19 protein-coding genes are annotated in these 26,286 nt (G+C 46.7%); 6 read left to right on the forward strand and 13 right to left on the reverse strand.

Annotation, left to right across the window (positions count from 1 at the left end):
• The first annotated feature begins 26 nt into the window (after positions 1 to 26).
• The gene (locus FCN78_RS06970; protein ID WP_077658661.1) at positions 27 to 674 is read left to right on the forward strand and encodes a HEPN domain-containing protein; all 648 of its coding nucleotides are present in this window, start codon (positions 27 to 29) and stop codon (positions 672 to 674) included.
• A 408-nt stretch (positions 675 to 1,082) separates the two neighbouring features.
• Here the strand turns inward: FCN78_RS06970 and FCN78_RS06975 are convergent, their stop codons facing one another.
• The 7 genes from FCN78_RS06975 to FCN78_RS07005 are packed head-to-tail and all read right to left on the reverse strand — an operon-like array spanning position 1,083 to position 10,525.
• Positions 1,083 to 1,910, reverse strand: coding sequence for a hypothetical protein (locus FCN78_RS06975; protein WP_077658662.1), 828 nt, complete (start codon positions 1,908 to 1,910; stop codon positions 1,083 to 1,085).
• On the reverse strand, positions 1,910 to 2,386 hold the full coding sequence (locus FCN78_RS06980; protein ID WP_077658663.1) for a hypothetical protein: 477 nt from the start codon (positions 2,384 to 2,386) through the stop codon (positions 1,910 to 1,912). The genes FCN78_RS06975 and FCN78_RS06980 overlap by 1 nt, the downstream gene beginning before the upstream one ends.
• Entirely contained in the window at positions 2,387 to 3,049 is a 663-nt protein-coding gene (locus FCN78_RS06985; RefSeq protein WP_235607520.1) for a hypothetical protein, read from the reverse strand.
• Positions 3,050 to 3,057: 8 nt separating this feature from the next.
• Positions 3,058 to 6,030 carry an ATP-binding protein gene (locus tag FCN78_RS06990; RefSeq protein WP_077658664.1) on the reverse strand — a complete coding sequence of 991 codons (2,973 nt, stop codon included), beginning with the start codon at positions 6,028 to 6,030 and terminating at the stop codon, positions 3,058 to 3,060.
• Positions 6,031 to 6,038: 8 nt separating this feature from the next.
• The gene (locus FCN78_RS16005) at positions 6,039 to 6,686 is read right to left on the reverse strand and encodes a hypothetical protein (RefSeq protein ID WP_235607521.1); all 648 of its coding nucleotides are present in this window, start codon (positions 6,684 to 6,686) and stop codon (positions 6,039 to 6,041) included.
• Positions 6,687 to 6,697: 11 nt separating this feature from the next.
• Positions 6,698 to 9,490 (reverse strand): acetate and sugar kinases/Hsc70/actin family protein, encoded by a 2,793-nt coding sequence (locus FCN78_RS07000; protein WP_235607522.1) that lies wholly within the window; start codon positions 9,488 to 9,490, stop codon positions 6,698 to 6,700.
• Positions 9,491 to 9,547: 57 nt separating this feature from the next.
• Positions 9,548 to 10,525, reverse strand: a complete 978-nt coding sequence (locus tag FCN78_RS07005; RefSeq protein WP_077658666.1) for a helix-turn-helix transcriptional regulator — start codon at positions 10,523 to 10,525, stop codon at positions 9,548 to 9,550.
• A gap of 224 nt (positions 10,526 to 10,749) precedes the next feature.
• Between FCN78_RS07005 and FCN78_RS07010 the strand changes: the two genes are divergently transcribed.
• Both FCN78_RS07010 and FCN78_RS07015 read left to right on the forward strand, forming a co-directional pair.
• Positions 10,750 to 11,385, forward strand: a complete 636-nt coding sequence (locus tag FCN78_RS07010; RefSeq protein ID WP_077658667.1) for a GGDEF domain-containing protein — start codon at positions 10,750 to 10,752, stop codon at positions 11,383 to 11,385.
• 214 nt (positions 11,386 to 11,599) lie between these two features.
• Complete coding sequence (locus FCN78_RS07015; protein ID WP_077658668.1) at positions 11,600 to 13,204, forward strand: ABC-F family ATPase; 1,605 nt, start codon at positions 11,600 to 11,602, stop codon at positions 13,202 to 13,204.
• 74 nt (positions 13,205 to 13,278) lie between these two features.
• Here the strand turns inward: FCN78_RS07015 and FCN78_RS07020 are convergent, their stop codons facing one another.
• The 5 genes from FCN78_RS07020 to FCN78_RS07040 are packed head-to-tail and all read right to left on the reverse strand — an operon-like array spanning position 13,279 to position 21,861.
• On the reverse strand, positions 13,279 to 13,857 hold the full coding sequence (locus FCN78_RS07020) for an Lcl C-terminal domain-containing protein (RefSeq protein ID WP_077658669.1): 579 nt from the start codon (positions 13,855 to 13,857) through the stop codon (positions 13,279 to 13,281).
• Positions 13,857 to 15,320, reverse strand: a complete 1,464-nt coding sequence (locus FCN78_RS07025) for an Lcl domain-containing protein (protein WP_158014666.1) — start codon at positions 15,318 to 15,320, stop codon at positions 13,857 to 13,859. Before FCN78_RS07025 ends, FCN78_RS07020 begins: the two co-directional genes overlap by 1 nt.
• 46 nt (positions 15,321 to 15,366) lie before the next feature.
• Positions 15,367 to 17,640 carry a proprotein convertase P-domain-containing protein gene (locus FCN78_RS07030; protein ID WP_077658671.1) on the reverse strand — a complete coding sequence of 758 codons (2,274 nt, stop codon included), beginning with the start codon at positions 17,638 to 17,640 and terminating at the stop codon, positions 15,367 to 15,369.
• Positions 17,641 to 17,649: 9 nt separating this feature from the next.
• Positions 17,650 to 19,818 (reverse strand): TonB-dependent hemoglobin/transferrin/lactoferrin family receptor, encoded by a 2,169-nt coding sequence (locus FCN78_RS07035; RefSeq protein ID WP_077658672.1) that lies wholly within the window; start codon positions 19,816 to 19,818, stop codon positions 17,650 to 17,652.
• Positions 19,819 to 19,830: 12 nt separating this feature from the next.
• Entirely contained in the window at positions 19,831 to 21,861 is a 2,031-nt protein-coding gene (locus FCN78_RS07040) for a prolyl oligopeptidase family serine peptidase (RefSeq protein WP_077658673.1), read from the reverse strand.
• Between the two features lie 165 nt (positions 21,862 to 22,026).
• Here FCN78_RS07040 and rrtA point away from each other — a divergent pair, with 165 nt between their 5' ends.
• The 3 genes from rrtA to FCN78_RS07055 all read left to right on the forward strand — a co-directional run bounded on the left by rrtA (position 22,027) and on the right by FCN78_RS07055 (position 24,224).
• Entirely contained in the window at positions 22,027 to 22,611 is a 585-nt protein-coding gene (gene rrtA / locus FCN78_RS07045; protein ID WP_077658674.1) for a rhombosortase, read from the forward strand.
• 108 nt (positions 22,612 to 22,719) lie between these two features.
• Positions 22,720 to 23,205, forward strand: a complete 486-nt coding sequence (locus tag FCN78_RS07050) for a DUF2780 domain-containing protein (protein WP_235607523.1) — start codon at positions 22,720 to 22,722, stop codon at positions 23,203 to 23,205.
• Between the two features lie 119 nt (positions 23,206 to 23,324).
• Positions 23,325 to 24,224 (forward strand): DMT family transporter, encoded by a 900-nt coding sequence (locus FCN78_RS07055; RefSeq protein WP_077658778.1) that lies wholly within the window; start codon positions 23,325 to 23,327, stop codon positions 24,222 to 24,224.
• A gap of 112 nt (positions 24,225 to 24,336) precedes the next feature.
• Here FCN78_RS07055 and FCN78_RS07060 read toward each other — a convergent pair whose 3' ends face one another.
• Positions 24,337 to 26,094, reverse strand: a complete 1,758-nt coding sequence (locus tag FCN78_RS07060) for a methyl-accepting chemotaxis protein (protein WP_077658675.1) — start codon at positions 26,092 to 26,094, stop codon at positions 24,337 to 24,339.
• Positions 26,095 to 26,286 lie beyond the last annotated feature (192 nt).

Here is a 26,286-nt window from a genome sequence, read left to right on the forward strand (position 1 = left end):
GCCTCTTATTAATGACGGGAGGCACTATGCCCAACTATGAATCCCTTAAAGCGCGGCAGCGCCAAGAGCGCGAGCATTATCCTGAAAATTTGTCTATTCGTGTACACAGAGCTCTCAGCTGGCTAAAGCAAGCCGAGCAAACGGATGATACAGACAGCCAGTTTATTTTCTTATGGATTGCATTTAACGCCGCTTATGCGCAAGAGTTTGCGCAAAAACGACAGTTTACCGAGAAAAACCTCTATCAAAGCTTTCTAGAAAAACTGATTTACCTCGATAAAGAAGCGCGTTTAACTCATTTGGTGTGGCAAGAGTTCTCAGGCCCGATCCGGGTGATTCTCGATAATGATTATATCCTGCAAGCCTATTGGGAATATCAAGCCGGTCATATCACTGAAGACAGTTGGCAAGCTTCACGCAAAAGCGCCAAAGCCCGCGCGCACAAAGCCTTGGCAAACAGTGATACCGCAACCGTATTAGCCGCTGTTTTTAGCCGTTTGTATACGTTACGTAATCAACTACTCCACGGCGGCGCCACCCACGGCAGCCAAGCCAACCGCGCCCAGCTAAAAGACTGCGTATGCATGATGCAAAAAATCGTACCTTTAACCATTGAATTGATGATGGACGGCAACACCGCCACCTGGGGCGACCCTGTGTATCCGTTGGTGTGAGTGTGGACACTGACTGGTTGCAATACGTTGCTCCAGTTTAGCAAGGTATATACGCTAAGATATGTACCTTGCATCAGCGTTAAACACGGGGCTAGGTGCAAAATGCATTTGCAAATGCCTCGAACTAGGACCATCAGTGCGCTTAATGAAACGTCTTTTTAGTTAGTACATAATGAGCGTAATCTTGTCCGACCGACATTTAGGACATACAAACTTCTTTAAGCGCATCTTGATTAAAAATGCTTGTCTATCGGATAGAATATAACCACACTCTTTACACGCTATATTTGATTTTCCAGGTGGTTTTATTGGCATATCTTTCCCGACTTTTAATATTAAAAACTCTCATGAATAACTATTTTCATTAGACAATTTCTCATAAGAATTGGTTATATTTAACCTTATAGTTCACAAAAAAACGACTGATGGCTTGATTACTTTATTGGTGTTGGTGTTTACATAACCTCTGAGCAATACGTGTTGAATAGGACCGCTGGTATTCTTACTCGTATTGTGTTTGATGTGCTGTTGAGTATCGAATTCTATACCTTTAGTTACTTCCTGAAACGCGAACATCGGATAAGCCAAAATAAAGCGTTCGAATAGAGCATCAAACATCTTAATAACCCTATCTATATCGGCATTATCACCGTTAACCACTTCGTTTTTTATATAATCCCAAAGATTAGAAATATTCTTTTCTTGGATACCACAAGCTACTAGCCCCTGCATGCTGGTATCCTTAAAAATGCCTCGTAACGACCCCTGAGTTTTTTCGCTTAACTCGTGATACAGCTGGCTGAGTAATATATCGCTTTCAAAGGTATGCTTATACTTATCTAACGCTGCGTTCACTTCACTCACTTGTTCTTGCTTGCTTTTTAGCTCACCTTTCTTGTCACCCAACGCCTCGATCAGTTTTTTGTTATCTTCTTTAAAAGCATTAATATCCTCCTCTGTATTTTTCTTTTTTTGCGCTAGATCTTCATAAGCTTTAACCAGATCGGAAAGCTCCTTTCTTAACACTTCAACCTTCTCTTTTTGTTCAGTCAGTGCCAGCTCTAGCTCTTCATTCCTCTCCTTGATAAGATCATACTCTTCAACTCTAACGGTGTTTTCTCTTTCGCTCAACTGCTTAGCATTTATCTGCTTAGCGCTCTCAACAATAGCAATAATTTTGTTTTTTACCGTTTCATTTTCCAGTGCAGATAATAAATCATTTTCGGAAATAGCCATTATTGTTGCCTTTTGTAGCTGCGCGTTTTTTTAAGATAAAATGACTGAATACTGATTTCATCGGAAGAAGAGCTATCGGAATCAGACAGGTTATCATCAACTATCGGCGCTTCGTTATAGGGCCGCTCTTGACTCACGCGCCGATAATCCACTTTATCGATCGAATTTGGGAAGCACAAAGCTTCACGGTTCCGTAAGCAAAATTCATCGATCACACCCCGGACATCTTCTAAGTCATTATTAAAGCGATCAGCGATGGTCACATCAGGGTCGATACTGAATTCTGGATCATCCCTAATCATGACAATCGCGATTTTTTCTCCCTCGACATACTCAATTTTTTTCTTAAAGGTGTGCCAAAAATCAGCCTTCGAAAGATACTCTTCTCCCTCAAACCGAATAATTTCTCTCTGGCCCCAAATTAGTCGATAGGCTTGCGCTTGGTCACCTTTTACAGAAACGATATAATCTGTCATTTAAGACTTTAACCTCATCACTTTTTCTTCTATTTGTTCCACCGATAGATCGGGCTCAACCCTTTGGTAGGCTGCAACCAATGCATCCGCGTGTTTTCCACTTTCACTAACACTTAACTCATCCTTGATGTAAAGACCATAGTCACCCGTTTCTAACTGCTTTTCTTTATATACTTTTATGGTTTCGATAATTTCTTTTGATTCGACACCCTGTTGCGCAACTACCGCCAGAAAATCAGGCGTAACAACAGTATCTAGCTTTTCATTAATGCCTTTTAATGTAATCGATGCACCAATCGACGAGCGAGCCAATAGATCTTTCTCGTCCAAATTATCAAACTTTTCCCGATCAATGGTCACGTCATCTTGAAGATAGTTAATGTATTCATTAATGGTATCAAAGTCATCTGGCTTCATATCAGCCATCATGGCTTTTTCGCCAAGCTCTGCCATATCGGAGTTAGGGTTAATAATACCTAGACTAATACCAATCGCCTTGATCGTATCACCGACTTTTGCTGCCAGTTCCACTCCCATTTCAGCGATCTTCGTAGCGGTCGTACTTACCGCATCTGTAATTTTACTCGCCACACTACTGATTACGTTGCATGCGCTAGACGCTATGCTAGATAACGCTGAACCCAAGCTACTGAAAAAACCCATAACGCCTCCTAAACTTTAACTTTTAGATCTTTTCTAAAAGTATCATGATGTCGCAATGTAATGCGCACATCATGATCGATATATAAACTGTGTAAAAAATCATTTAGCAATGATTGTCTTTCCTGTTCATCCGCGTTATCACCCGTATTGTAACAGTTTTCATTAATAAAATGACACATAAACTCCCATCCAAAACGGTCGATATAATATACTAAATCATCCTTTTTCTTGTCTTGACCTACGGCCTGGTACCACGCCATTGCCACCTTACCATGTAAAAAATCAATAATATCGTCCTCGTTGGGTGGTACATTGAGAAATTCTAGGCCAGGAATTAATCCTGAACGATAGTTATTGATATAAAAGTTAAGTGCTAACTTTCTAATTTCATCTTCATCAATCTCTTCTTCATTAGTAGTACTGATATACTCTTTTATTTGTACTTGCAGTGGTTTACTCATCCCAGAGCTCGATAGTAACACCCGCCCCGGTTCTAAGTTAGATAAGAAATCTTTTTGTTCATCCGTAAGCGCCATAGTGTTCCCTACGGCCTCTTTATCGTCTTTAGCAAATAGCTTATGGATAATTTTTGTGTTGGTATTTTTAAGTACTTCGGGAGTGAGTTTATTAGGAATCTGATCGACAATAATCAAAGATTCGCCGTACTTTCTCACTTCAGCTAACATATCCGCAAAGGTTTCAACACCCTGCTTTTTATTCTGACTATCACCAACTTCAAACTTAGACAACAAACGGTGCGCTTCTTCAATTAAGGTGATATGGCGAAATTTTTTCCCTTGTTTTTGATAGGCTCGATGATTAGCTCTAATCGCTTCATTTAGATTCGATAAAACGAAGCCCATGATCAATGATTTTTCACTCGGATTGCGTATTTCTTCCAACTCAATAATGACATTTCTTTTTGCCAGATCATTAAAGTTAATCGAGCGTGGGGTATCGAGCATGATGCCTTTCGCCCCAATCAATAAGCCTTGTAATCTGGCTTTAATGGATCCAATATAATCTTGCTTAAGTCGGTCATCAAAACCTTGGCTAGCGACCACTTCTTCGGTCTTCAAGACCAAGTCACTTAAAGTAGGAAACGCATAGACGCCATCAGAAAAAGGATCATCATAAAATCGGTTCGTTGAGGTAGCAATATCCCAACCTTTATCTTCATAGCACTGATAAATTGCCGCTTCAATTAATTGAGGGATCGCTGCTTCCATATCGAATGAGGATTCAATACTGGCTTTTATCATATCAACACGAGAGGTGATATTCTCATGTGGGAAGAACTCAAATGGATTGAGTTTAAATGGAGCGATATTATTATTCCCTAAGGTGAAAATAAGAATATCGTCATTGTTCTTAGCAAGCACCCTGTATTCAGTTTTTGCCGGTTCAATCACCAAAAAAGGCATATCCGCAGAGTCCAGTAATCGCTGACAGGTGGTGGTTTTTCCGCTACCTGTTACCCCCGCGATAAAGATATGTTTATCTAACTCATTTTTATCTAAATGAACATCAACACCTTGAATTAAGCCACTTTTAACCAAATTACCAAGATAAAGCTGGTTAGGTTCCCTAATCGCTTTCGCTATATTCAAACCAAACTCAACTTCTTCTTTTAGGGTTAACCCAACGACTTCCTTTTGTGGTAGACCTGCCACCACACTTAACTCATTAGTTGAAAGCCAATTGCAATCGTAACTGTTTAATGGGTTTTTAGCATGTAACAGATTTAACTGCCTATAAGTTTCGGGGTTTTCTCTGTTATTATTTCTCTTTAATATCGGCAGTTGTAAGTTTCTAAAAGCATAAACCTCTTTTTTGTTTGTCACACGCGTTACTGTGAGCGGTGACTTATTTGCTTCTTCGCCAGAAAATATCGACCGAGCCGTGTTCCCTAATTTAATCGCACTGGCCTTGTTTTTGGCCAGCATATAGATATTCGACAGATAAAGCCCTTTGTTTTTGCCAACTTGCACGCGATGCAATAGCACATCATCAATGTAATTAAGCCATTCTTGAATGGCTTTATCGGTAAACTCTCGAGACTCACTCGATGAGGTCCCTTTTTGTTCTGATGTATTACTACCTATGTTTTTAGCCACAGATGTCGAAGTCGTCGTGCCTTTATTTTTAGCTTCTGAACCACTTTTGTATTTATCATGATCGTTTGTGGTATAGCTATTGGAGGACTGCTTTTCTCCGCCTGTTGTTGATGTGCCTTCTGTTATAGAGTGAGTCTTTCCTGTGTTTTGAGTAATGGTGATTCCATCATTTTTCCCGGTTGATGTTGTCTCCGAACTTCCCTCAGTTTCACCGGTTGTCCTTGCCTCGTTTTTTCCATCTTGAACTGTTTTTTTCGCTAGGGGTAACAGCTTGTTATAAATGGTATAAAGCTCTGACTCAATCGTATTAATCTCTAATAATGACAAGGGATCAGCTAATACTGCAAAGCAGAACTCATCCCCAGACATGATGTCAACGAGTCGGTCTACACCTTGGAACTCCTCATTATCCTCATGCACACTGGGGACCCCTTGCAGTCGATACATATGAGGAAAATCTTCCAATGCTTCTTTCACTGCTGTTCGTTGATTTTTATCTAGTTTTTCTACAACACTGCCTCTAAAATTACCTTCGATGGAGGGCTTGAGTATTTTTTCACCAATATCATCAACATCTAAGACAGTATCATCTTGATACTGTTTGTTTTTAGCAATACCAAAATAAAAATAAACACTGTCTTTGGTACCCAGCAATAGATAGGTAAAAACAATACCTTGAACCGTTAATGCATTTAATACATTTTCGAACGCTTCTTTTCGTGGTGAGTCTTCATCAAATGTCACTTCTTTGATGTGATAGAGCGAAAACTCATGCTCAAGAATATGAATGGGTTTTTCAAGCCCAAACTGTTTTTGTGTAATACCTGCATGCTCTTCAAGCAGCTCAATTAGTGACTTTTTCATTGTTGATCCTATCGTAAATTCATGACCGCATTTTCAGCTTGTGTCGTGTCCATGTCGGGATTGGCGATCTGGTGTGCTCTTACTAACACATCACTGTGTTGATGCGCTTCTTGTAGACTTAATTTATCCGCCAAGTATTTCTCAAGATGAGCAGGCTCTAATTCAGTTTGCGCATAAGCCGTCATGATTGCGAGTGTCAATTTTGGTTCTACATCTAGTCTACTTACGGTATTCAACAATGGCAGTGATATGTTTGACATCTTCATGTCCATATTTTCTGCAATGGCTTTAATGGCAATCGTTGTTCCAACAACATCGCGAACGGCAGTATCAACTGACGATGTATTCAACCCATGCTCTTCAACCTGAACATCATGTTTAAGATAGTCAATATAATCATTGATTTTATCGAAATCTTCAGGCTTTTTATCTGCGGCCAGTGCTTTTTCACCCAGGTTACTGACACTATCACCGGGGTTAAATACCCCAGTGACGACGTTGATTGCCTCGACAGTATTCATTACTTTCGGTAAATTTTCTCCCACGGTTTTAATCACCATAGGTCCGTATTTAGCAACCATAGGCCCGACCGTTGCCGCGACTTTTGCTATGGCACTCACAATTGGTGAGATAAGCGTAGGTAATAAAGCAATCATCGTCGTTCTCCTTAAAGTTCGATACGATTGATTTCATTGAGGTATATGTCATTGTGAATATCGTCTTCGTTCGCAATGACGTACTCGATGGCAGTGGGAGAGACAACGCGAATGAACACCAAAGCGTCATCATCCGTCGTGTCTAGCTTTATCACTTTCTTTTTGATACTCGTGTCGGAAATTGCCACTTGCCCAGTGCTGGTGCTGGGTTGGTCAGTATAAAAAATCTCGAACGTTTGGTAATCCGCGTAGGTAAAGTCAATCCACTCATTAAAGCTGACGTCGCGTTCGATAAGCGGCTTAAATTTTTTCTTTCTATTCTCGCCAAGATAATATTTAAAGCGAATATCATCGTCATTCACATTGTGATCAATTACTTTAATTCGGCCACCTTCACGTGATTCGATCAACCCAAAAGCCACCCCAGTTTTACCGGTTGGCTTCTCAAGATCCTGGCTATCAACGCCCAGTGGCTGAAAAAGCTCAAACCGGCTTTCACCTTCAACTAGCCCCATTTCTTGATGTTGCAACGCAATATGTTTATCAAAAAGTGCCCTTACGAAGCTCGACTGACTCGCATTACCGGCCAGGAATATCTTCACATTAGAAATATCCGATAGCATATGTTGGCGATTACTAAATGCTAGCCGCAGTGCATCGAAAAAGTTTTCGACACCACGCTCGATACGGTTTGATAAAATGACGTTTAATTCTTGTTCATCGATTTGTAATCCAAAAGCAGAGTGCTGTACACCATTGACATCTGTGAGTGTCACTTGCAATTCACCTGATGCATCAAACGAAAAGTCGTCATGCTCTTCCCAGTAGGGCCGCAAGGCAATGCACAGCTGTTTGGTATTTGTACGTGCCTCTTGCGAACGGCTTAACAGTTGCTCACTACCCGCAAATGCATCTCGTTCTGGATGTTTCTCAAATTGAATCCCCTGCTCTAATAAGCTATTTTTGTTTTTCTTAAACACTTCAAAGGCAAGAAGCTCGAGTAAATTCTCACCGCCTAAAAACTTATCACCGCCGGCGCCAAAGTGCTCAATCACATAGTCAAAGCGACGCCGGTCCTTCTTATCTGTTGGCTCACGATAAATGCCAAAGTCAAAATCTGTTGTACCGCCACCAAAATCGAACACGCTATAAAAAATACGTTCATCGCCTTCTGGCTCGATATGGTAAGCTTGTAATGCTGTCAGTGCATAAGCCGCTGGCTCGCTGGCACCTTTCTTCACCGATATAGTATCGATTGTCTCTTTACCCAGCTCGGCCGGCAGCGATTTTTTAAGTCCATTTCTAAAGCTATGGATAATTTTGTCGCGAATGGCCACTTCATAGGTGACAGGGAAAGACAAAATGTAGTCCATAAAAATACCGTTATTCAGGTTATTGATATATAACCCTAAGTAATAGGCATAAATTTCAATGGGATTAAAATCTCCATCCTCAAGAGATAGGAAAGGCGGAAGATCGATGATCTTGCCATGCTGGCCGACAACCTTTAAGTTTCGGTTTTTATCCCCAGCCCATTGCTTTAACGCATCAAGAAAGGTATTAAACTTGCTAGATTCACTGCCTTGTAATGAATTTTGCGCTGTGTGAGAAATCGTCAGATCACACCAACGCGTATCGGGCTTGTTCTCTTTTTGATGGTAAGCGGTTAAAAATGCGTTGAGATTAACAAACTCCATAATGGTTGGGTTTTCATAGTGATGCGCTGCAATATCTTTGCTGAGATCCCCGGTACCAATCCGCATCGGATGAATGTTAACGTTATCTTTTTGATACGCCACAACTGTGCTTTTAGTACCAAAGTCAATCGCTACAACCCCTTCATTAATGCTGCTTTTAGGATCACGCGCGACCAGTTTTTTAGCTAATGGCACTGCCTCCATTTCACTGGTATCGAGCTCATCTTGCCATAAACTCCAATGCCCTAAATCAGTATCTTCGATGATTTTTTGATGATAAGGGCTAAGATCAGCACGTTGTTTATCCTCATTTAGCAGTTTTTTAATGATTATATTTTTTTTCATTATTTTTAGTAAGCCATCGCCACCCTCTCTATTAACATATATATTAATTAGACTTTTATAATACTCATCATCAATAAGGGCGTTAGGCGTAAAACCACAAAGTAAAGCCTGAATAAAAATTTTCCTGCCGGCTTTCCCGTCTGAAAATCGAGAAAAATCTACGGGTAAGGAAAGCAAGGATTTTTTATATTTTTTTGTATTTGATGAGACAGCGTGAGCGTACAATTCTGAATAACGAGAAGGTTTAGTTGAAGCTGAAAATGATATGCTAGAAGCTAGTTTAGCTTTATCAGAACGGCATGGTAAATCTGAGATATTCTCTAAAAAGTTATTTAGTTTTTTGGGCCGGACTGTTGAAGACAAAAGGCTCTGCAGGTTACTTTTTTCAGGGATATTCCACCAATTTATCGGGTCATTGATTTTTTTATTCAGTTTCTGCTCAAGATGATCTTGATCATCTGAACTATCTACCAAATCCTTACATAACCAAAAAACCTTTCTTTTTTTATCAAAATAAATATTGTCTTGGAAGCAAAGCCATCTTACACTTCCTGAATCATAGGTATCATTCGGCATTAAAGATTCATAACATTTATTTAGTGCATAGCCAATTTCACTGTCATCATTTCGAGAGCGAATAAACGAATCGATGTGATAATTGAGCTTTTTTTCTAACTTTTCATTTAACTCTGATCCTAACCCAATCTGCTCAATGATCTCTTTTGACAGCTTCCATTCCGATACTAGTTTTGTATTCATCATTTCCTCGATTCTGTTAATACTGAGAAATGTCTTCTCCAATAAAATTCAATGCAAGGCTTATCCTTCACAGACAGCGATCGCGTCTTTCATCTCGACGCCCCACACCAACTCCCCAAATCCATCAAGCCAGTGGGTAAGTTGTTGTGAGCGGATGACCGTGGCGGTGACTTGATAATGATCGTCCTGCTCGGTCATGGTTTGATCGGAAGACAGTGGCGTTTCTTGTAAATAGTGGCCGGCGCTTTTTTTAATGTTAAAGGTCAGTGAGCAGCGCTCGCCTTCTCCAAAACCAAACCGGCCGTCGTCATCGTATTTTTTTAGATCAAAATCTGATGGCGGCGTAAATGGGAATTTAGACACATTGGCACGGTTAATGCGGTGAACCGCTATGCTGCGTTCGTTGTCGTAGCCCTCGAACCGGCATACTAAATATAAGCGTGGGCCTTGTTGCGCTAGGCCGAGTGGGTAAACCCGTTGGCCAGTTTTTTGTTGCTGTTTGGCGTTGTAGTAATCGAGGATCAGCGGATAGTCGTTGTAGAGCGCGTCAGTAACATTTTTGAAAACCTCATCACTCATCTTGGGGGGGAGCAACGGCTGGGTCTCGCTGACCACACGCACTTTCTTGGTCCAGGCGCGCGCTTTTTCGGCATCACCCGTCGGGTTTAATTCATAGCGCGCCGCCGCAAACATAGCACTGAGTGATTCGGTCACATTAGCCGGCAGCAAGTTAGTGAGGTAGTTTTCAGCCAGCGACAACAATAACGCCTCTTGCGTGGATAACTTGCCGTTGCTCAGCTCTGGGGCATAGCGCGATAACCGATAGCCATAAGGCTTGCTCGTATCATCACACTCGGCAAACCCTTCCTCGCAAAGCATCTCTAAGTTACGTTGAATAGTACGGATATTGCGGTCTATCCCATCGCTGGCAACGGCTTTTTGTAGATCGCCTGCGGTTTGTTTGATCCGGTGTGAAAGGTGGCGCAATAACAAGAATGCGAGCCTTAGCGAGTCACTTTTAGGCGGACGGGTTGTCATAAATGTTTCGATGTCTAATGATTGTTTCACTATTATTTACCTGCCTACTTTCACAAACAAGCCGCGATCGCGGTTCCATTTCATAACCGAGCCTACCATCACAAAAAGGCAAAATGCGTCGCATATAAAACAATCAGTTAAACCGATTTAATCAGACACATTCTGTCGCACCGTACCGATAAAGTGGCCTCATACTTGGTTAGGGTGCGTAAAGGAATATAGTCATGAACGATGTGCTAGAACAAGTCAAAACGCTGATAAACGATGACACCAAAACCATTAAACAACTGCGTTATCAGGTGGGTCAGTGTGAGCAATTGATTGCCGCATTAGAAACGGAAAACCAACGCTTGGTCGATCAGTTGGGGCATTTGGTACAAAAGCTCAATGCCGATGACATGACAGGCCTTGCCAATCGGTATCATCTCGAAACCAGCTTCAATACACTGCTAAGTCAACCTCAATGCCACCAGTTGGCACTGGTGTTTATCGATATGAATAAGTTGAAGACGGTGAATGATCAATACGGCCACCTGGTGGGCGACCAGGCGATTTGTCACCTGGCTACACTGCTCGCCAACAATACGCACGAGGGGATCGCGGCGCGCTTTGGCGGGGATGAATTTGCGGTGTTATTGCCCAACACCACACACGCGGCTGCCACTGATTGGGCCCAGTCACTGGTAATGCAACTGGCTCATTCACCAATCCTGATTGATCAACGCCCGCATTATTTAAGCTTTAGTTTCGGTGTGAGCGACATGCGCGCGGATAATTCCCCTCAGTTAACCAGCAGCAAAACCGCGTTGGATCAGTTAATTCGTCAAGCCGATACACGTATGCTCAGTCGCAAGGCCTAACACCATATACGTACCTAAGTAAAAGCCATGACATCACAAGGTGGTAACCATCAGCACCTTGTGATTCTTCACCATTAATCTGTTAATTCCATCACATTTCTGTACAATGCGCGCTCAGTCATATTTATCTTTACACCCTCCTCGCTGGGCCGTGGATTTATCCCTGGTGATAAACGACACGGACCTTGGTTGAGACAGTCGCTAGGAACCTCTTTTGATTTCAATCGCCAATATCACCATGCAGTTTGGTGCCGAGCCGCTATTCGAAAACATCTCTGCCAAATTTGGTAACGGTAACCGCTACGGGTTAATCGGTGCTAATGGTTGTGGCAAATCGACCTTGATGAAGATTATGAGCGGCGCCCTCAACCCGACTGCAGGCAATGTGTCCATCACCCCAGGACAAACCTTGGGCGAGCTTAGCCAAGACCAATTTGCCTATGAGCAGTATTCAGTGATTGATACGGTGATGATGGGTGACCGCAAACTGTGGGAAATCAAACAAGAGCGTGAGCGCATTTATTCTCTGCCGGAAATGAGCGAAGAGGACGGCATGGCCGTGGCAGAGCTAGAAAGCCAGTTCGCCGAAATGGACGGTTACACCGCCGAAAGCCGTGCCGGCGATATTCTGCTACAAGCGGGCATTGCCGAGGAACTCCACTTTGGCTTGATGTCGCAAGTCGCGCCGGGCTGGAAATTACGAGTGCTACTTGCTCAAGCCCTGTTCGCCAATCCTGACATTTTGCTGCTGGACGAGCCAACCAACAACTTGGATATTCATACCATCAATTGGTTGGCCGGTGAGCTGCAACAGCGCCAGTGCACCATGATTATTATTTCCCACGATCGCCACTTCTTGAACGCCACCTGCACCCATATGGCGGATATTGATTTTGGTGAGCTTCGTGTTTATCCCGGTAACTATGATGATTTCGTCGCTGCATCTAGCTTGGCACGTGAACAATTGCTCGCCAGCAACGCTAAAAAAGAAGCTGAACTTAGTGAGCTGCAAGACTTTGTGAACCGTTTTGGTGCCAACGCCTCTAAGGCCAAACAAGCCAGCTCACGCGCCAAACGCATGGAAAAGATCCAGCTTGATGAAGTCAAAGCCTCCAGTCGCGTGCACCCTTACATCCAATTCACTGAAAGCAAAAAGCTCCATCGCCAAGCGGTTGAATTGCGTGAGGTGGGCCATGCATTTGACGATACGCCCCTATTCCGCGGTGGCCATTTCTTACTCGAAGCCGGCTCGCGCCTCGCGATTATTGGCGAAAATGGTGTCGGTAAATCGACGTTACTGCGCTGTTTGGTCGGTGAACTTGCGCAAAGCGAAGGCACAATCAAATGGTCAGAAAACGCATCCATTGGTTACTGTGCGCAAGATAACAGTGCCGAGTTTGATAACGATCTCACCGTGTTTGAGTGGATGTCGCAATGGCGCACCGCTAAGCATGATGATTTGATGGTTCGTGGCATTTTGGGTCGCTTGTTGTTCTCAGCCGATGATGTGAACAAAAAAGCCAAAAGCTGCTCAGGGGGCGAGAAAAACCGCCTGATGTTCGGCAAGCTGATGATGCAAGATATCAATGTGATTGTGATGGATGAACCCACCAACCACATGGATATGGAAGCCATCGAGTCACTCAACAAAGGCTTGGAGCAATTCCCCGGTACTTTGATTTTTGTCAGCCACGACCGTGAGTTTGTTTCCTCACTGGCGACCGACATTATTGAGATAAAAGATCAGCAATTGATCCACTTTAACGGCAGCTACGATGAGTACCTCGCCCACTTAGAAAAAGTGCGGGCCGTAGCTTAATCACCTCGATTATCGATCACCAATAACGATTCACTCGCCCCAGCCACATTCCATGCCGCCGGGGCGAGTTTTTGTTACTGGTCTGTCACTAGCAGTACGCTGCCCTCAAGCTGCGTCGGCCCGTAAGCAAAGATCTCAGCGTTACGCACGTCAAACATCAAAATCGTATTATCCGCTTGCACATGGCTATTGCTCCACACGTAAGCGCGCACATCACCACTGCCATAGCCTTCTTCTGACGTAGAGTATGGGAATCCGGCGGCAAATGCCTTTGGATTAAGCGCGGGTTTCATACAGGCATGTTCAGCCAAGGACGCTAGCTCTTTGATATTGGGCATGCGCCACTGCGTGTGACCGGCAAATTGATGCAGTGGGTGCGCCTGGCTTTGATTGATCGCTTGCACTTCATTGAGTGCGGCTTGCCAATACATTCCTGTGCCCTCGCCACGACACGCCTGCTGTTCGGCTTGCCAGGTTTTACCCAGAGGGCAACGCATCCAAGTTAATCCGGTAAAGGTGTCCGTTACCGTGCCATTATCCTCAAAGCTGTAACGGACATTCGGTGCCGTTTTGGTTAAATCAATCGAGCATTCTTGGCCCGCCCATGCGGTTGCAGATGCGAAGATACTGGCGGCAATGATCAGCTTGTTCATTATTTTTCTCCTTGGGCGACAAGACGAATAGGCAGTTGCCATGAGGTGTAATCAGAATCGACCTGATCGCTATAGATCTCTAGCGATACCGTCGTGCCACGATCACTGCCTCGTGTTTGCGGCAGCTGGATATAGCGCGCGCCCGGTGTTGTAAATGCGGAATATTCGGTTAAGAAAGAGGTGGAAGACCACAGCAAGCCAGCATCATATTCACTGGCGGAGGATTGATGAGGGAAATACCCGGTATCGAGCCCATAAACACGTCCATCGCTGTCGGTTTGTGTCTCACCAAAATCGATAAGACTGTACAGCTCAATAAAGGTGGGCAAGCGCCATTGATCAATCCCACAGATCTGTTGCTGATTTAGGTACGCTTGGTATTGGGCCGTGGTGCAAATACCCTCAGCGTCTTTGCAGCCTGTCGCCTCAATGTCTTTGTCAAACGGTTCGAACTGCCCGGGCACTTGATAGGCAAAAAGGCGATCAACATATCGGGGGGATTGAGGATCCGTGTGTTTGCTCTCCCATACCAGTCCGCTGCGATTATCTTGCACACAATCCCACGTGGTAGCGCTATCGGGCAAAGGCTGACCCTTGCCATCCAGTTTGGTGAAGCTAAACCCACCTTCCGTTGCATCAAACCCATAGTCAGCATCTTGACCGGGGTAATCGACAGGCGCGGTGGTAACATTCCCGCTGTCGGAATAATAGCTAACAATGCCGGTATCGTTCACAGGGCGCATTTGAGTCCGTTCATCCAACTCAACCAAAATCGCGTTCAGCTCAGCCTCGCTCGGGACACCTTTTAGCAAGACATCCGAATAACGCGCCAGTTCACCGCTTAGTAGCCCCAGCATGCGATTCGCCCGCGTGGGCGTCATACCCGATATTAGCGACAAAACGTTATTTTCAAGCTGTACAAAGCGGTTATCCGCCCCGTTGGTAAGCAAGTCCGCTTGCGTCGTGACGCCCATCGCCTCCAATTGCTCACGTAAATTCGCAACCGCATCTTGATAGGCATCCCCTGCCGCCATGTTGCTAGCGACCAATGTGCTGATCACATTGATCTCATTGCCGGTAGTCTTACGCACGCCGGGGGCAACAAGGAATGCATTCGCTTGGCGAGGCGCGTCAGCCTGCGCATCCATACGTTGCGACGATAACGTGGTCACGCCGGTGTCGATTTGCGCGACAATCGGTGAGGACAAGATCGCTTTATCGGCGCTGGTGAGGGTAAATGCCCCCTGCTCCGCTTGTGTGGTGGGTTCGTTGGCGTTACAGGCAAAGTCACCATTTAAATCAGCACACACGGTTTCATTACCGGTGGCATTGGTGGCGCTAATGGTACCAGAGACGCTGTAGGTCGGCGCGATCGAGTCGCTTGCACTCGTTTCTGATCCAGAACCATTACAGCCTGCCAGTAGCAATGCACTGGCGAGTAGAGAGTAGTTAAATTTCATCATATCTGTCTTTTTAATAAGGGTGTTAAGGTGATTGAATAACGCGCTATCAGGACTCGCCCTTTCGTGCTCGCCAGCCGCCCCAAAGCAAGCCCACCAGAAGCAGTGGCCATGACAACGCGCCGCCTCCCGAGCTAGCGGTGTCGAGCGCATCCTTGGTGCTAAGGTCGGTATCTTGGCAATCGAATCCCGTCACGCGTCCCACTTGCCATGCCACCAGCTCACCACTGCTGCCCTGGGCATAGTCCGTCACTTCAAGACGCCAACTCCCCGCTAGGGGGTCGCCATCAAAGGCTTGCAAAAGATCGTCGTGCTGGCTGGTCCAATATCGCACCAAGTCATCGCTCTGATGGGCGGTATTGGCATGTAACGTGACCCGTGAGCCTGCGGGGGAGACAAGAACAACGCGTAAATCTGATGGGCTGGCATGGTTGATATGGACATACACGCCAAGATCGGCACGAATGGCATTCGCGTCATCATTAATAATGAAGTTAAAACTCTTGAAACCATTGTTTTGAGCGCCATTACTGGCCACCGATGCATCTGGCAAGGTCGCATTCAGGGTTTGGCGCGATTGGGTGAGTTGAGGCAAGCCTTTAATCACCGTCAAACTGTCTTGCCATTGATGGGTTTGCAGCGTGTCATTAAATTGATAGTCAATTTGCGCCTCAAGAGTTAGTGGCTGACCGCATTGCGCCGCAGGCGGTAGAGAGATAGAAAACGACTGAGCCTGATCGAGTGATTGATTAATGGACGTGGGCGCTCCACCCTCCACTTGAATATCACCACGCACTGAGGCTGTGCGCCCTTGTGGTGTTAAGCGTGTGTGGATCGCCGCCGTATCGGCAACATAACGCTGGCTCGTTTCAAAGCGAAACGGTGCTTTGAGCAAACCGTGTTTTTCAAAGTTCGCTTTCAACAAGGCTGCATAGTCGCGTGATGGATAATAGGTTTTAGCCACATAGAGCATGCTTTCTGCCAGATCGTGCATTTTCATGCCCCGGCCTAGCCCAAACATCGACTCCAGCACCAAGGTATCTATCTCTTTAAAAGCGGGTTCACCATACAGCGCGACGGCTTGCTTGAGGGTTTGGAACAAAGGCGTCGACCAAAGCTCATCCCCTAATTCACCACCGACGTTTTCATGCGCACGGTATTCACTGCTCTCAAAATAGCGCGCTTTTTGATTCCACAAACTGCGCGTGCCTTGCTTAAAACCGAAATAACCATCCCAGTTAAAGACGGTATCAATCTCGAAGTCATCACCTTGTTGATACAAGGTGCGATAGCTGGCAGAGCCCGCCCAATAATCAGCAAATCCCTCACCCAAAGCGCCCGTATGGCCGTACGCCCAGTCGGGCAAAATATGGTAGTGAATCCCATGGGCCAACTCATGAACCACCACATCGGCATCGAGCGTATCAGGCGAGCCAGATACCCCAAACATCAGGGCGTTAGGACCCGCATAGTAAGACGAGTTGTTCGAGCTGAAGGCGCGCGCATCAAAGCGTACTGGGCCGTCAAATAATGAGTACCCTAACGAAGACACATATTGCAGTGACTTATCCAAATGATAAAACGCCATCATTTGTGCAAAATCTTGACTGTCAAAAGGCAACGCTGTGAGCGAAGCATGGCTCGCAAACTGTGTGACACCATCCGGATTTAAAAACGAGACACTGTCACTTTTCTGCCATTGTCCAGACTCAGGGTTTTTGTCTTCAAAGGCGATAGCATCAACGGCTTGGACTCTGGGATTATTCAGGTAGAGCGTACCGCCCACATCCAATAAAGAGACATCACGCATAACAAAGCGTGGCGCGTGGGGATAATCCGCCAGCGTTGTCCAGAGCGTTTCGGGGGCGGGCTGTTTATCCATACTACGCAGATCCGGATCAACCACATTGACGGTGCGCGTCACTAATTCTCCGTCTGATAGCGCTGGCGGCGCATCCGCGATCAGGCGACGCGGGATCTCAATCGCCGCCTCTTTCACTGCCTCACCCTGTCGGATCATGGTGTCGGTTAGACTTTTATACACCCGAGTCACCAAACCGTGTTTGTCGGTATGTAGCACCAACGTACGCTGCGGCTGATACTCGCCACCGCGATAAATATCAAAGTTGTATTGACGACCAAGCAAACTGCTGGTTTGGTAGCGTAACGACAACTCCCCCACTGACGGATAGTGCTCGCGCAAATACTGCTGTGCTTGAGTGGCATCACTTGCTTGATAATTGCCCGCAGGGTAATCCCATTCCCCTGCCATGACATTGGCACTGGCAAGTACCAACGCCACAAGACTGATCGCTGATTTCATGGTTCTTCCTTAAAACGCATAACGTGCATTGAGGGTGAAGTAACGACCGGGCTCGGTCGAAAAACGGGTTTGTGACTCAGAAATACCGGCAACGTCTTGATAACGAATGTATTCGCGGTCTAACACGTTATAGACATTGAGATTGATAGAAGCATGAGACGAGAACTGATAGCCCAAACCAAGGTCAACGCTCGCCCAGCCAGACGTCTGAGCACACTCAGTGCGGGTGCCTAACTCGGTGTAACACATGGGCGTGCGGGTCATCTGATCTGCCCAGTTCAAACGGGTATAACCGTTAAACGATTGGTTATCGAAGTGAAGCGACAGACTGCCTTCGAGGGGGGCTAAATTGCGAACGTACTCGTCATTGTCGTCTTTGCCGGAGATCCAGCCGATCTGACTTTTCGCTTGCCATTGATCGGTCAATGCATAGGCCGCTGATGCCTCAACGCCATACGTTTTTACACCATCAAGGTTTTCATAGCGTTTCTCAAACAGGCCGGTTTCCGCATTAAAACCCTGATCGGCAATATCAATAAACTGGCTAAACCGGTTGTAATATGCCGCGGTATATAAGCGGAGCTTGCCGTCATCATATTTGGCCCCGAGCTCAAAACTATCGCTGGTTTCCGCGTCAAGCGACGGATTGGGCAGCACCACAAATGGCGTCACCGGCACAGAGGCGTGATTAGAGTAGCCATAGCTTTTGTCGTATTCAGGCGCTCGATAACCATGCTTATAACTGAGGTAGGTATTGAACGCGGGCGTCCAGTGATAAGCCACCGAAGCACTGGGCGATAACGCTGCACTGTTATTGTCCGCCACACTCGCCATGCCAATGGCTTGGGGATCGTCTGCGCTTAATCGGTACGCATCAGCACGTAGACCCAGCATTACACGCCACTGCCCGATACTCATTGCATCTTGCGCATAAACACCTAACGCATAACTCCGTGCTGGCGCGAACGGTTGCGTATCACTCACCGTTTCGCCGTTCCAATCGAGAGTCGTTTTCGTCACAGGGCGTTCATGGTAAGCCGTTTCTAACACACCACCGTAAACCAGCGTATGCACCACGTCTCCGCTGATTTGCTCAGCGTTGGCATCTACCGACCAACCGATTGACTGATCTTGAAAACGGCGATCATCCAGCACCCGACGTTGCTCATTGATCCCCATGTTCCAGCGAGTCATCAAGCGGTTCGTGTTCTGGGTAAAATCGGTATTTCGGTAATAGAGCTTGGTATTGAGAGTTTCTAACCAAGGCTGCTGGGCGTGATATTCACTGCCAAGCCAAAATTGCGTGGTTTCGATTTGTTCGGCTTGATCAAACGTTTTGATATCCCACTTACCTTCAGGTTGAATCGATGCTGTTCCTTCTCGTCGCAATGCCTCTTCACGGTAGAGCTTGGCTCGGGCACTTAGCTTCCAGCGATCGGAAACATAATGATCCAGACGCAACGACGCACTGCCACCATCCAAAGTGCGGTTATACAAATCTTGCTGGTAATTACGGGTTTCTTCCCCTTCCCAATAGCTCACATCGAGCAATGCACTGGTATCACCATGACGGAGCGCGAGACGGCTGCCGACTCGGCCTTTATCACTGAGCTCGCTATAGGTAACTTGCGCGTCGGCGTACCAATCCTTGTTGCGGAGGAGATCGTCCGCGGACAGCGATGTCACGATCACGGCACCGCCCAATGCGCCTGATCCATGACTGGTTGAGCTAGCGCCCTTCACCACTTGGATTTGCTTGGCGCTTGCGATATCAAAGGAATTACGCCCTGCTTTATCATTCAAATCAGCGGCACCGAACCCATCCGCGACGGGGACGCCATCTTCCACAATCAAGATACGGTTACCGGACATGCCGCGAATAGTGATGTTTTGAGGGCGACCCGCTCCGCCTGTCACACTGACACCCGGTTCGTTTGTGAGTGCATCATAGAGCTCGGTGGCGCCTTTTTTTTGGATATCTTCGCCACGATAAATGGCTACCGAGCCCGCTGTATCTGACGGCAATTCAGCAAATTTATTGGCCGTAACGACCACCGTCTCGACGTGGCGATTGGTCGCGTCACCAGAGGTGTTCTCCTCGGTGTTGGCAGAATTGGCGTGCACGATGCCAGTAGCCAGTGCCGTCAGCACTGCCACAGAGACAGAAGACAATTTCATTTAATACTCCGGTTAGTTCACACGCTTCAGTTGGTGTAAGAGAAAGGCATAGTCGGTCGCTTGTTGCGTCAGCCCATGACGCGCATCGGCTTGGTGGCCACGGGAAAAATCCGTCAACAACAAATAAGGGCCCGATCGAGTACTCGTTTCGGCTAAATGCGAAAGGTATTGCGCCCCTTCCCAAAACGGCACACGCTGGTCGTCCCAGCCGACGCGCACCAGCATAGGGGGATAAGGTTTTGGCTGGATGTTGCGCAAAGGATCATAACCTTGCATGACCTCGCGCTGATCGCTTTTCGCGGGGTTGCCCCATTCTTGGTATTGCTGTGCCGTTAACGGCAATTCTGGGTCAGACATACTGCCAAGCACATCGACAAACGGAACATTAAGACTAGCGGCTGCAAACGCGGCGGGCGCTTGGTTAAGTGCCGCGGCAACCAAGGTACCGCCAGCGCTGGATCCCACAGCCGCGACTGCGCGCTGTCCATCTTGATAACGGCCCATCGCTTTGGCGACATCAATAAAATCTTGGATGCCATGCTTTTTATTCATTCCGCTGCCGGCTTGGTGCCATGTTGCACCGTAATAGCCGCCGCCACGCACATGTGCAATTGCATAGATGACGCCTCGGTCCATTAGCGAGACGGTTTGCGACATAAAATACGGCTTCATGGTAAAGCCATACGCGCCATAGCCATACAGCACGACTGGCGATGACGGGGTCAGCGCATCTTTACGATACGCCAACGTGACAGGAATACGATGCGGTCCGACGTACAGGCGTTCAGAGTGATAACGAGATGCATCAAAGTCGGGGTAATAATCGGCACTGACTTCACGACGCGTGCCGGATTTAAGATCCAGCGCTTCCCATCGTGGTGGCTGTACGAGCGACATGCTGCGAATAAACAACTGATTGCTGGCATAGTCCCCTCCGCGCGCAAACCAAGCGACCTGCCCTTGTGCCGCCAAAAGCTGCTTAACCACGCGCTCACCGTCCGCATTGAGTAAGACAAACCACTGCTCACCCTCGTGCTGTTGGGTGAGGACAATGCCATCTTCGAAAAGGTAAAACGTGTTTAATTCAGCGCCCGACTCGGCAGCATAAACCACGTGCCAATCATTCGGCGTCCCAACGGCAGCGCGATAAAGCTGTTTAGCTCCTTGGTGGTTGCTCAGCATCCATAACGTATCATCCGTCTTATCGAGGTAGTATTCGACATCCGGTTGACGCGCTTTGAGCGGTGCAGACAGGCTGCCATTATTCAGACGGAGCAGACGTTGTTCGGTCGACGATTCATTGTTGACTTGCACAATGGCCGTATCTGTATGGCTAGCACGGTATACCGACAACAACCAAGCTGGATCGACTTCTTCATACACCAAGCTATCGCCACCGGTGGTACCTATTTCATGGCGGAACAACTGGTAGGGACGCGCGGTTTTCGCCTCTTTGCCGACATAGTAGAGCTGCTGATTATCCGGCGACCAGATGACAGACGCGTCTGCCTCGGTGGCAATAATATCGGTTTGCCCAGACTGGCGGTTGATCAGCACGATGCGGTAGTCTTCCTCACCGTGAATATCCTCGGCAATGGCGAGCCATTGTCCATTGGGACTTAACGACCAACTCCCCAGATGATAATACGCATGCTCAGCGGCTCGCGCCTCAATGTTGAGCAACGTCGATGCTTTTTCGCGAACTGCTTCTTGTTCGCTGACGGCTTTGCGCATACGCAGCACGCGCTCACCATTAACCCGTGTTTGCAAAAATTCACGACCATCCCGCGCTAACCAAGGTTTGGAACCGGTTTGCGGTGTGCGCTGCCACTCATTCAAAAGCTCATCGCGAAGCGATTGACTCGCCATCAGCGACTGCTGCGCATGCTGATTTTGGCGCTCCAGATATGCCCGAATTTTATCCTGTTGTTGCGTCACATCTTGCAGCCAAGAAAATGACGACAACGTATCCGTTTCATCATCGCTATGGCTCAATGGCGACACAAACAAAAGTCCGACTAACAGCGCATTCAATAACTTCATGTTATACAAACATTAAATTGGGGGTAAGTTCAGGGCGCGCATCATAGATGCAAATACGATTGAGATCAATTATCATTTGTAATGTTTTTTGAGGGAGATCTCATTCAGTCATATTGACTGCAATAAAGCGTTGTTATTCAAGCTATAACGAGATAAAAGGCGCTCATGAAGCGAAAACGACCTATCACCCCACACGCGCCAACTCAGACACTTGGATTGCTGACAGTCGTCGCGTTAGTGTGCGTGGGTGTCCATTATTCGTCGCTCGCGGAGACGTGGATGTGGCAGCGAAGTGCGCTGATATCCGGTCAATGGTGGCGATTCGTTACAGGCAACCTGGTTCATCAAAACCTATTTCATTTGTTGGTCAATATGGCGGGATTAGGCGTATTCGGCCTTGTTTTTTATCGCCATATCAGCGCCGGCACGCTGGTGTCGCTGATCTTGTGGCTTGCGTGTGTGGTTGGTCTGGTAATGTGGTGGGGCCCCTACCAGCAATATATGGGGCTGTCTGGGGTGTTATACGGGTTGTTTATGTTTGGGGGGTTAAGCACGATTCACACCCCTAGCGGAAAATGCATCGCTTTAGTCACGGGTATAAAATGTGTGGCTGATGCCTTGTTGGGTCAAGCTCTGCCCATGCGTGCCGCATTGGGTATCGACATTGCTCACCTCGCTCATGGTGGGGGTATCCTCGGGGCGCTGGTCTTTTTTTTGCCATCAAACAGCGGGGCTAACGTCGTTTCTTAACGTTTAAAAAGCCAAACTTTCACTATCTTGATGCTTGGTGGCTTTCATTCAACGCCATTTGCCGCTATACCTAGAGCACGGTGCATTTTTCTGTTTAACGGATAATCGATGATGAAATACGTAGCGACTTTGCTCACGCTCTCAAGCCTTGTGTTCGCAACACCAAGCTACGCTCTGTTCGGCCAAGGTGATAAAACCACTGATGTGATGACGCAAATGGCGACCCAATTCGCGGATGAGCAAGCCAGTCAATCTCCCCTTGTCCAATCCATTACCGAGCAAGTGGATGTGAGTTCAACACAAGCCGCCGGTGGTGCCAGCGCATTATTAGCGATGGCAGCCAATAACCTCACCGGTAACAACCAACAAGAGCTTACGAGTCTCCGCCCTGATTTAGGCTCGCTGTCTTCGTTACTCGGTGATAGTGGTGCTAGTAACAACATCAGCTCACTCAATAGCCTGTACAGCGTGGCAGAAAAGCTAGGGATTAATGCGGCAACCTTGCAGCAATTTGTTCCGGTTATTCTTAAGTACCTCGGGCAAGAGGGCGCTAGCCAGGAATTACTCGGCTCACTCACCCAGCTTTGGCCTTAACCTTCTAACCTTGTAATCACACGCGGCTATCAAAGCCGCGTATTTATTTGCCCTATCCTCAAGCAAAAAATAGCGAGACGCGTTATCATGTTCGCCTTGTTGTTCAACGCCGTGTGATTATGCCTGCCTTATCTTTCTCTGCGATCCCCATCGGGATCCGCTATATGCTGCTCTCTGCATTCGGGTTCGCGCTAATGTCGGCCTGTGTAAAATATGTGAGCCTCAAGGGTATCCCAGTGTTTGAGATCGTGGCATCGCGGGCCTTGGTCTCACTCATCATCAGCTACACCGATGTCAGGCGCAAAGGTCTATCGCCTTTGGGCAACAACAAACCGCTACTTTTATTGCGCGGCGTATTGGGAACCATGGCATTAATGTGTGTGTACTATGCAGTTACGACGCTGCCGCTCGCCGAAGCCACAGTGCTGCAATACACCCACCCGGTATTTACCGCTATCCTTGGGCTCGTGCTGCTTAAAGAGCGCTTACAAGGGGCAACGTTAGTGTGTATCGCCCTCTGTTTAACTGGGCTCTATATCATGGTTCAACCTAACCTTAATGCCTCTATTGACGATGCCCTCCCCACCTTTAGCGTGGTGGTTGCGTTAATGGGCGCCTTAGGCAGCTCGATTGCCTATGTGATTGTCCGCAAGCTCAGTCGCACCGAAGACAGCTCAGTAATTATTTTGTACTTTCCCATGGTTGCCCTGCCCGTCGCGACCGTGCTGATGTGGCCGTCTTTTGTACTGCCCAGCCTGTCACTGACCTTGCTGTTGGTGTTAGTGGGCGTCTTTACCCAAGTTGGCCAATACGGCTTAACTAAAGCGATGCAAACCCAACAAGCGGGACAAGCCTCCGCCTACGCGTATATTCAAATCGTGTTCTCGACATTAATTGGGGTATGGATATTTAACGAAGTCCCGTCTATCTGGACCTATACCGGTGGCGGGTTAATTGTCGCTGGCGCTGTGTTCAATGCCATGGGGCATCGTCTCTTTAGAGGACGCGCGAGTGCTTAGTCTCGAGCCTGCTTTTAAACTGGATGGCGGTGGAAGGTCACGCTGAAAGCACATGCACTGGCCTAGCGTGAATTGCTGCTTGCCTATCCCTGGCAAGCAGCTCAACGGGCGGCTATTCTGTGCGAATATGTCGAATAGCGCCACTAAGCGAGTCAACATTCTCTTTCAAATTAGAGACAATCGGACCTAATTGCTCAATTGCCTCGTTCATATCACTCGACAAGTGCTTTATACTCGACAAGTGCTTTATATTCGATAAGTTGCCAGAAATCTCGTCACTGACAGATAACTGCTCTTCGGTCGCGGAGGCAATCGAGGTATTGAGGCGATGTATTTCCACCGCCGACTCTTTGATTGTCCCCAGGGCATCATTCGCTGTGGTCATATTATCCCGTGTGGATGAGATCTTTTCTGCATTAACGCGGATGGTTTGTGTCGACTGCTCGGCTTTCCCTTGTAAACCACCAATCATTTCCTCTATCTCGCCAGCCGACTTTTGCGTGCGCTGTGCAAGTGACCTAACTTCATCCGCTACCACAGCAAAGCCGCGGCCTTGGTCACCTGCACGTGCTGCCTCAATAGCCGCATTAAGGGCCAACAAGTTTGTTTGCTCAGCGATGTCTTTAATCACGTCCAACACATTACCAACATTGGTCGATTCATCAGCCAATTCTTGAATGACTTCCGAGGTTTTCTTGAACTCCGTTTCCAAGCTACCGAATTCTAGCATTGTCTTGTCAAACACCTCTTTACTCGAACCAGTTTCTTGCTCGGTATTGCCCGCATATTTTTCCGCCATCGACGTGTTTTCCGCAACCGTTGATAATGCAGACGTCATTTCTTCCATCGCGGTCGCAGCCATTTCCAATTCCTGATTTTGCTGGCTCGATACTTTGGCGTTTTTATCCGTGATGTTCACTAAGCTCTCTGTGATCTGAGAAATCATATGGTTGACGGCGTTGATTTTTTCAATAGTCGACGAATAGCTACTGATTACTTTATTTACCGTGCTACCAATCGTGCCGATTTCATTATTTTTGCTATCATCAACACGCAACGTTAGATCTGAGTTATCATCAACGCTTTTGAGGGTAGATGCCATTCTATCAATGGGGTTAACAACATTACGTTTGGTGATTACATAACCCAGCACAGCAATCACAACCACAACGGCTAACGAAATATTGCCAATGAGAACGGTTTTCTTCACGCTAGCCGCCGCCTGATTAAATTGCGCATTGGTTCGTTTTTCCAATGCCACAAAAAAACGCTCGATAGGCTTCATGATCTTTGCTTTTTCTTGGTGATATTGTGGGCTATGTAACAAGTCGATCGCCATTTGCCGATCTGGCTCGCCACGGACGGTATAGTTACCGCTACTGTCCGGATAAAGCCCTTTGACCGCATTCATGGCTTTCACTTCCATATTCACCAATCCATCAGAGTTAGCCTGGGCTTTTTTAAGAAAATCAAACTCTTTCTCCGTAAAGCCAAGTTCCCGCATACGCTGGTTTAACGCGATTGTCTCTCCATCAGGTTTTGGCTTTTGCCCATAATCTAATACTAAATCCCAATAAATAGTGTGATAATTTTCGGGGCGAGGTTTCTCTCCATTACGGATAGCGAGAATATCCATGTACATTTTTTCGTACTTTTCATCCCCCGTCACCACATACGTTCTTCCTAAGCGGGTCAAGTCATCAGAGCTTTGCCTTAATTCATCAGCCGTTTGATACGATTCATATCGCACCTGAGCCATCTCATCGACTTTATTCATTAGGCCGTTGAGTTGAATAATCGTTATAAAACTAACGACAATCCCTGCCCCAATTATAAAAAACACTAACTTCATGGTGTTATTGATATTCATACCCAACTCCTGCCAGTCAACAACAGACAACATCGACCAAAAATCGCTATCTTCTTATCGTAGAATAGATTCTTGCCACCGGTTAAAAAGAACTAGACAGGAGTAGTCTCCCCGTCGATTAGTTTTTGATTGATCGATAGAAAATATTCAACGATTAAAGTCAGGGCATAAAGCTTAATCACCTAGAGGTAT

It is taken from the genome of Salinivibrio kushneri, assembly GCF_005280275.1.
GTDB lineage: Bacteria > Pseudomonadota > Gammaproteobacteria > Enterobacterales > Vibrionaceae > Salinivibrio > Salinivibrio kushneri.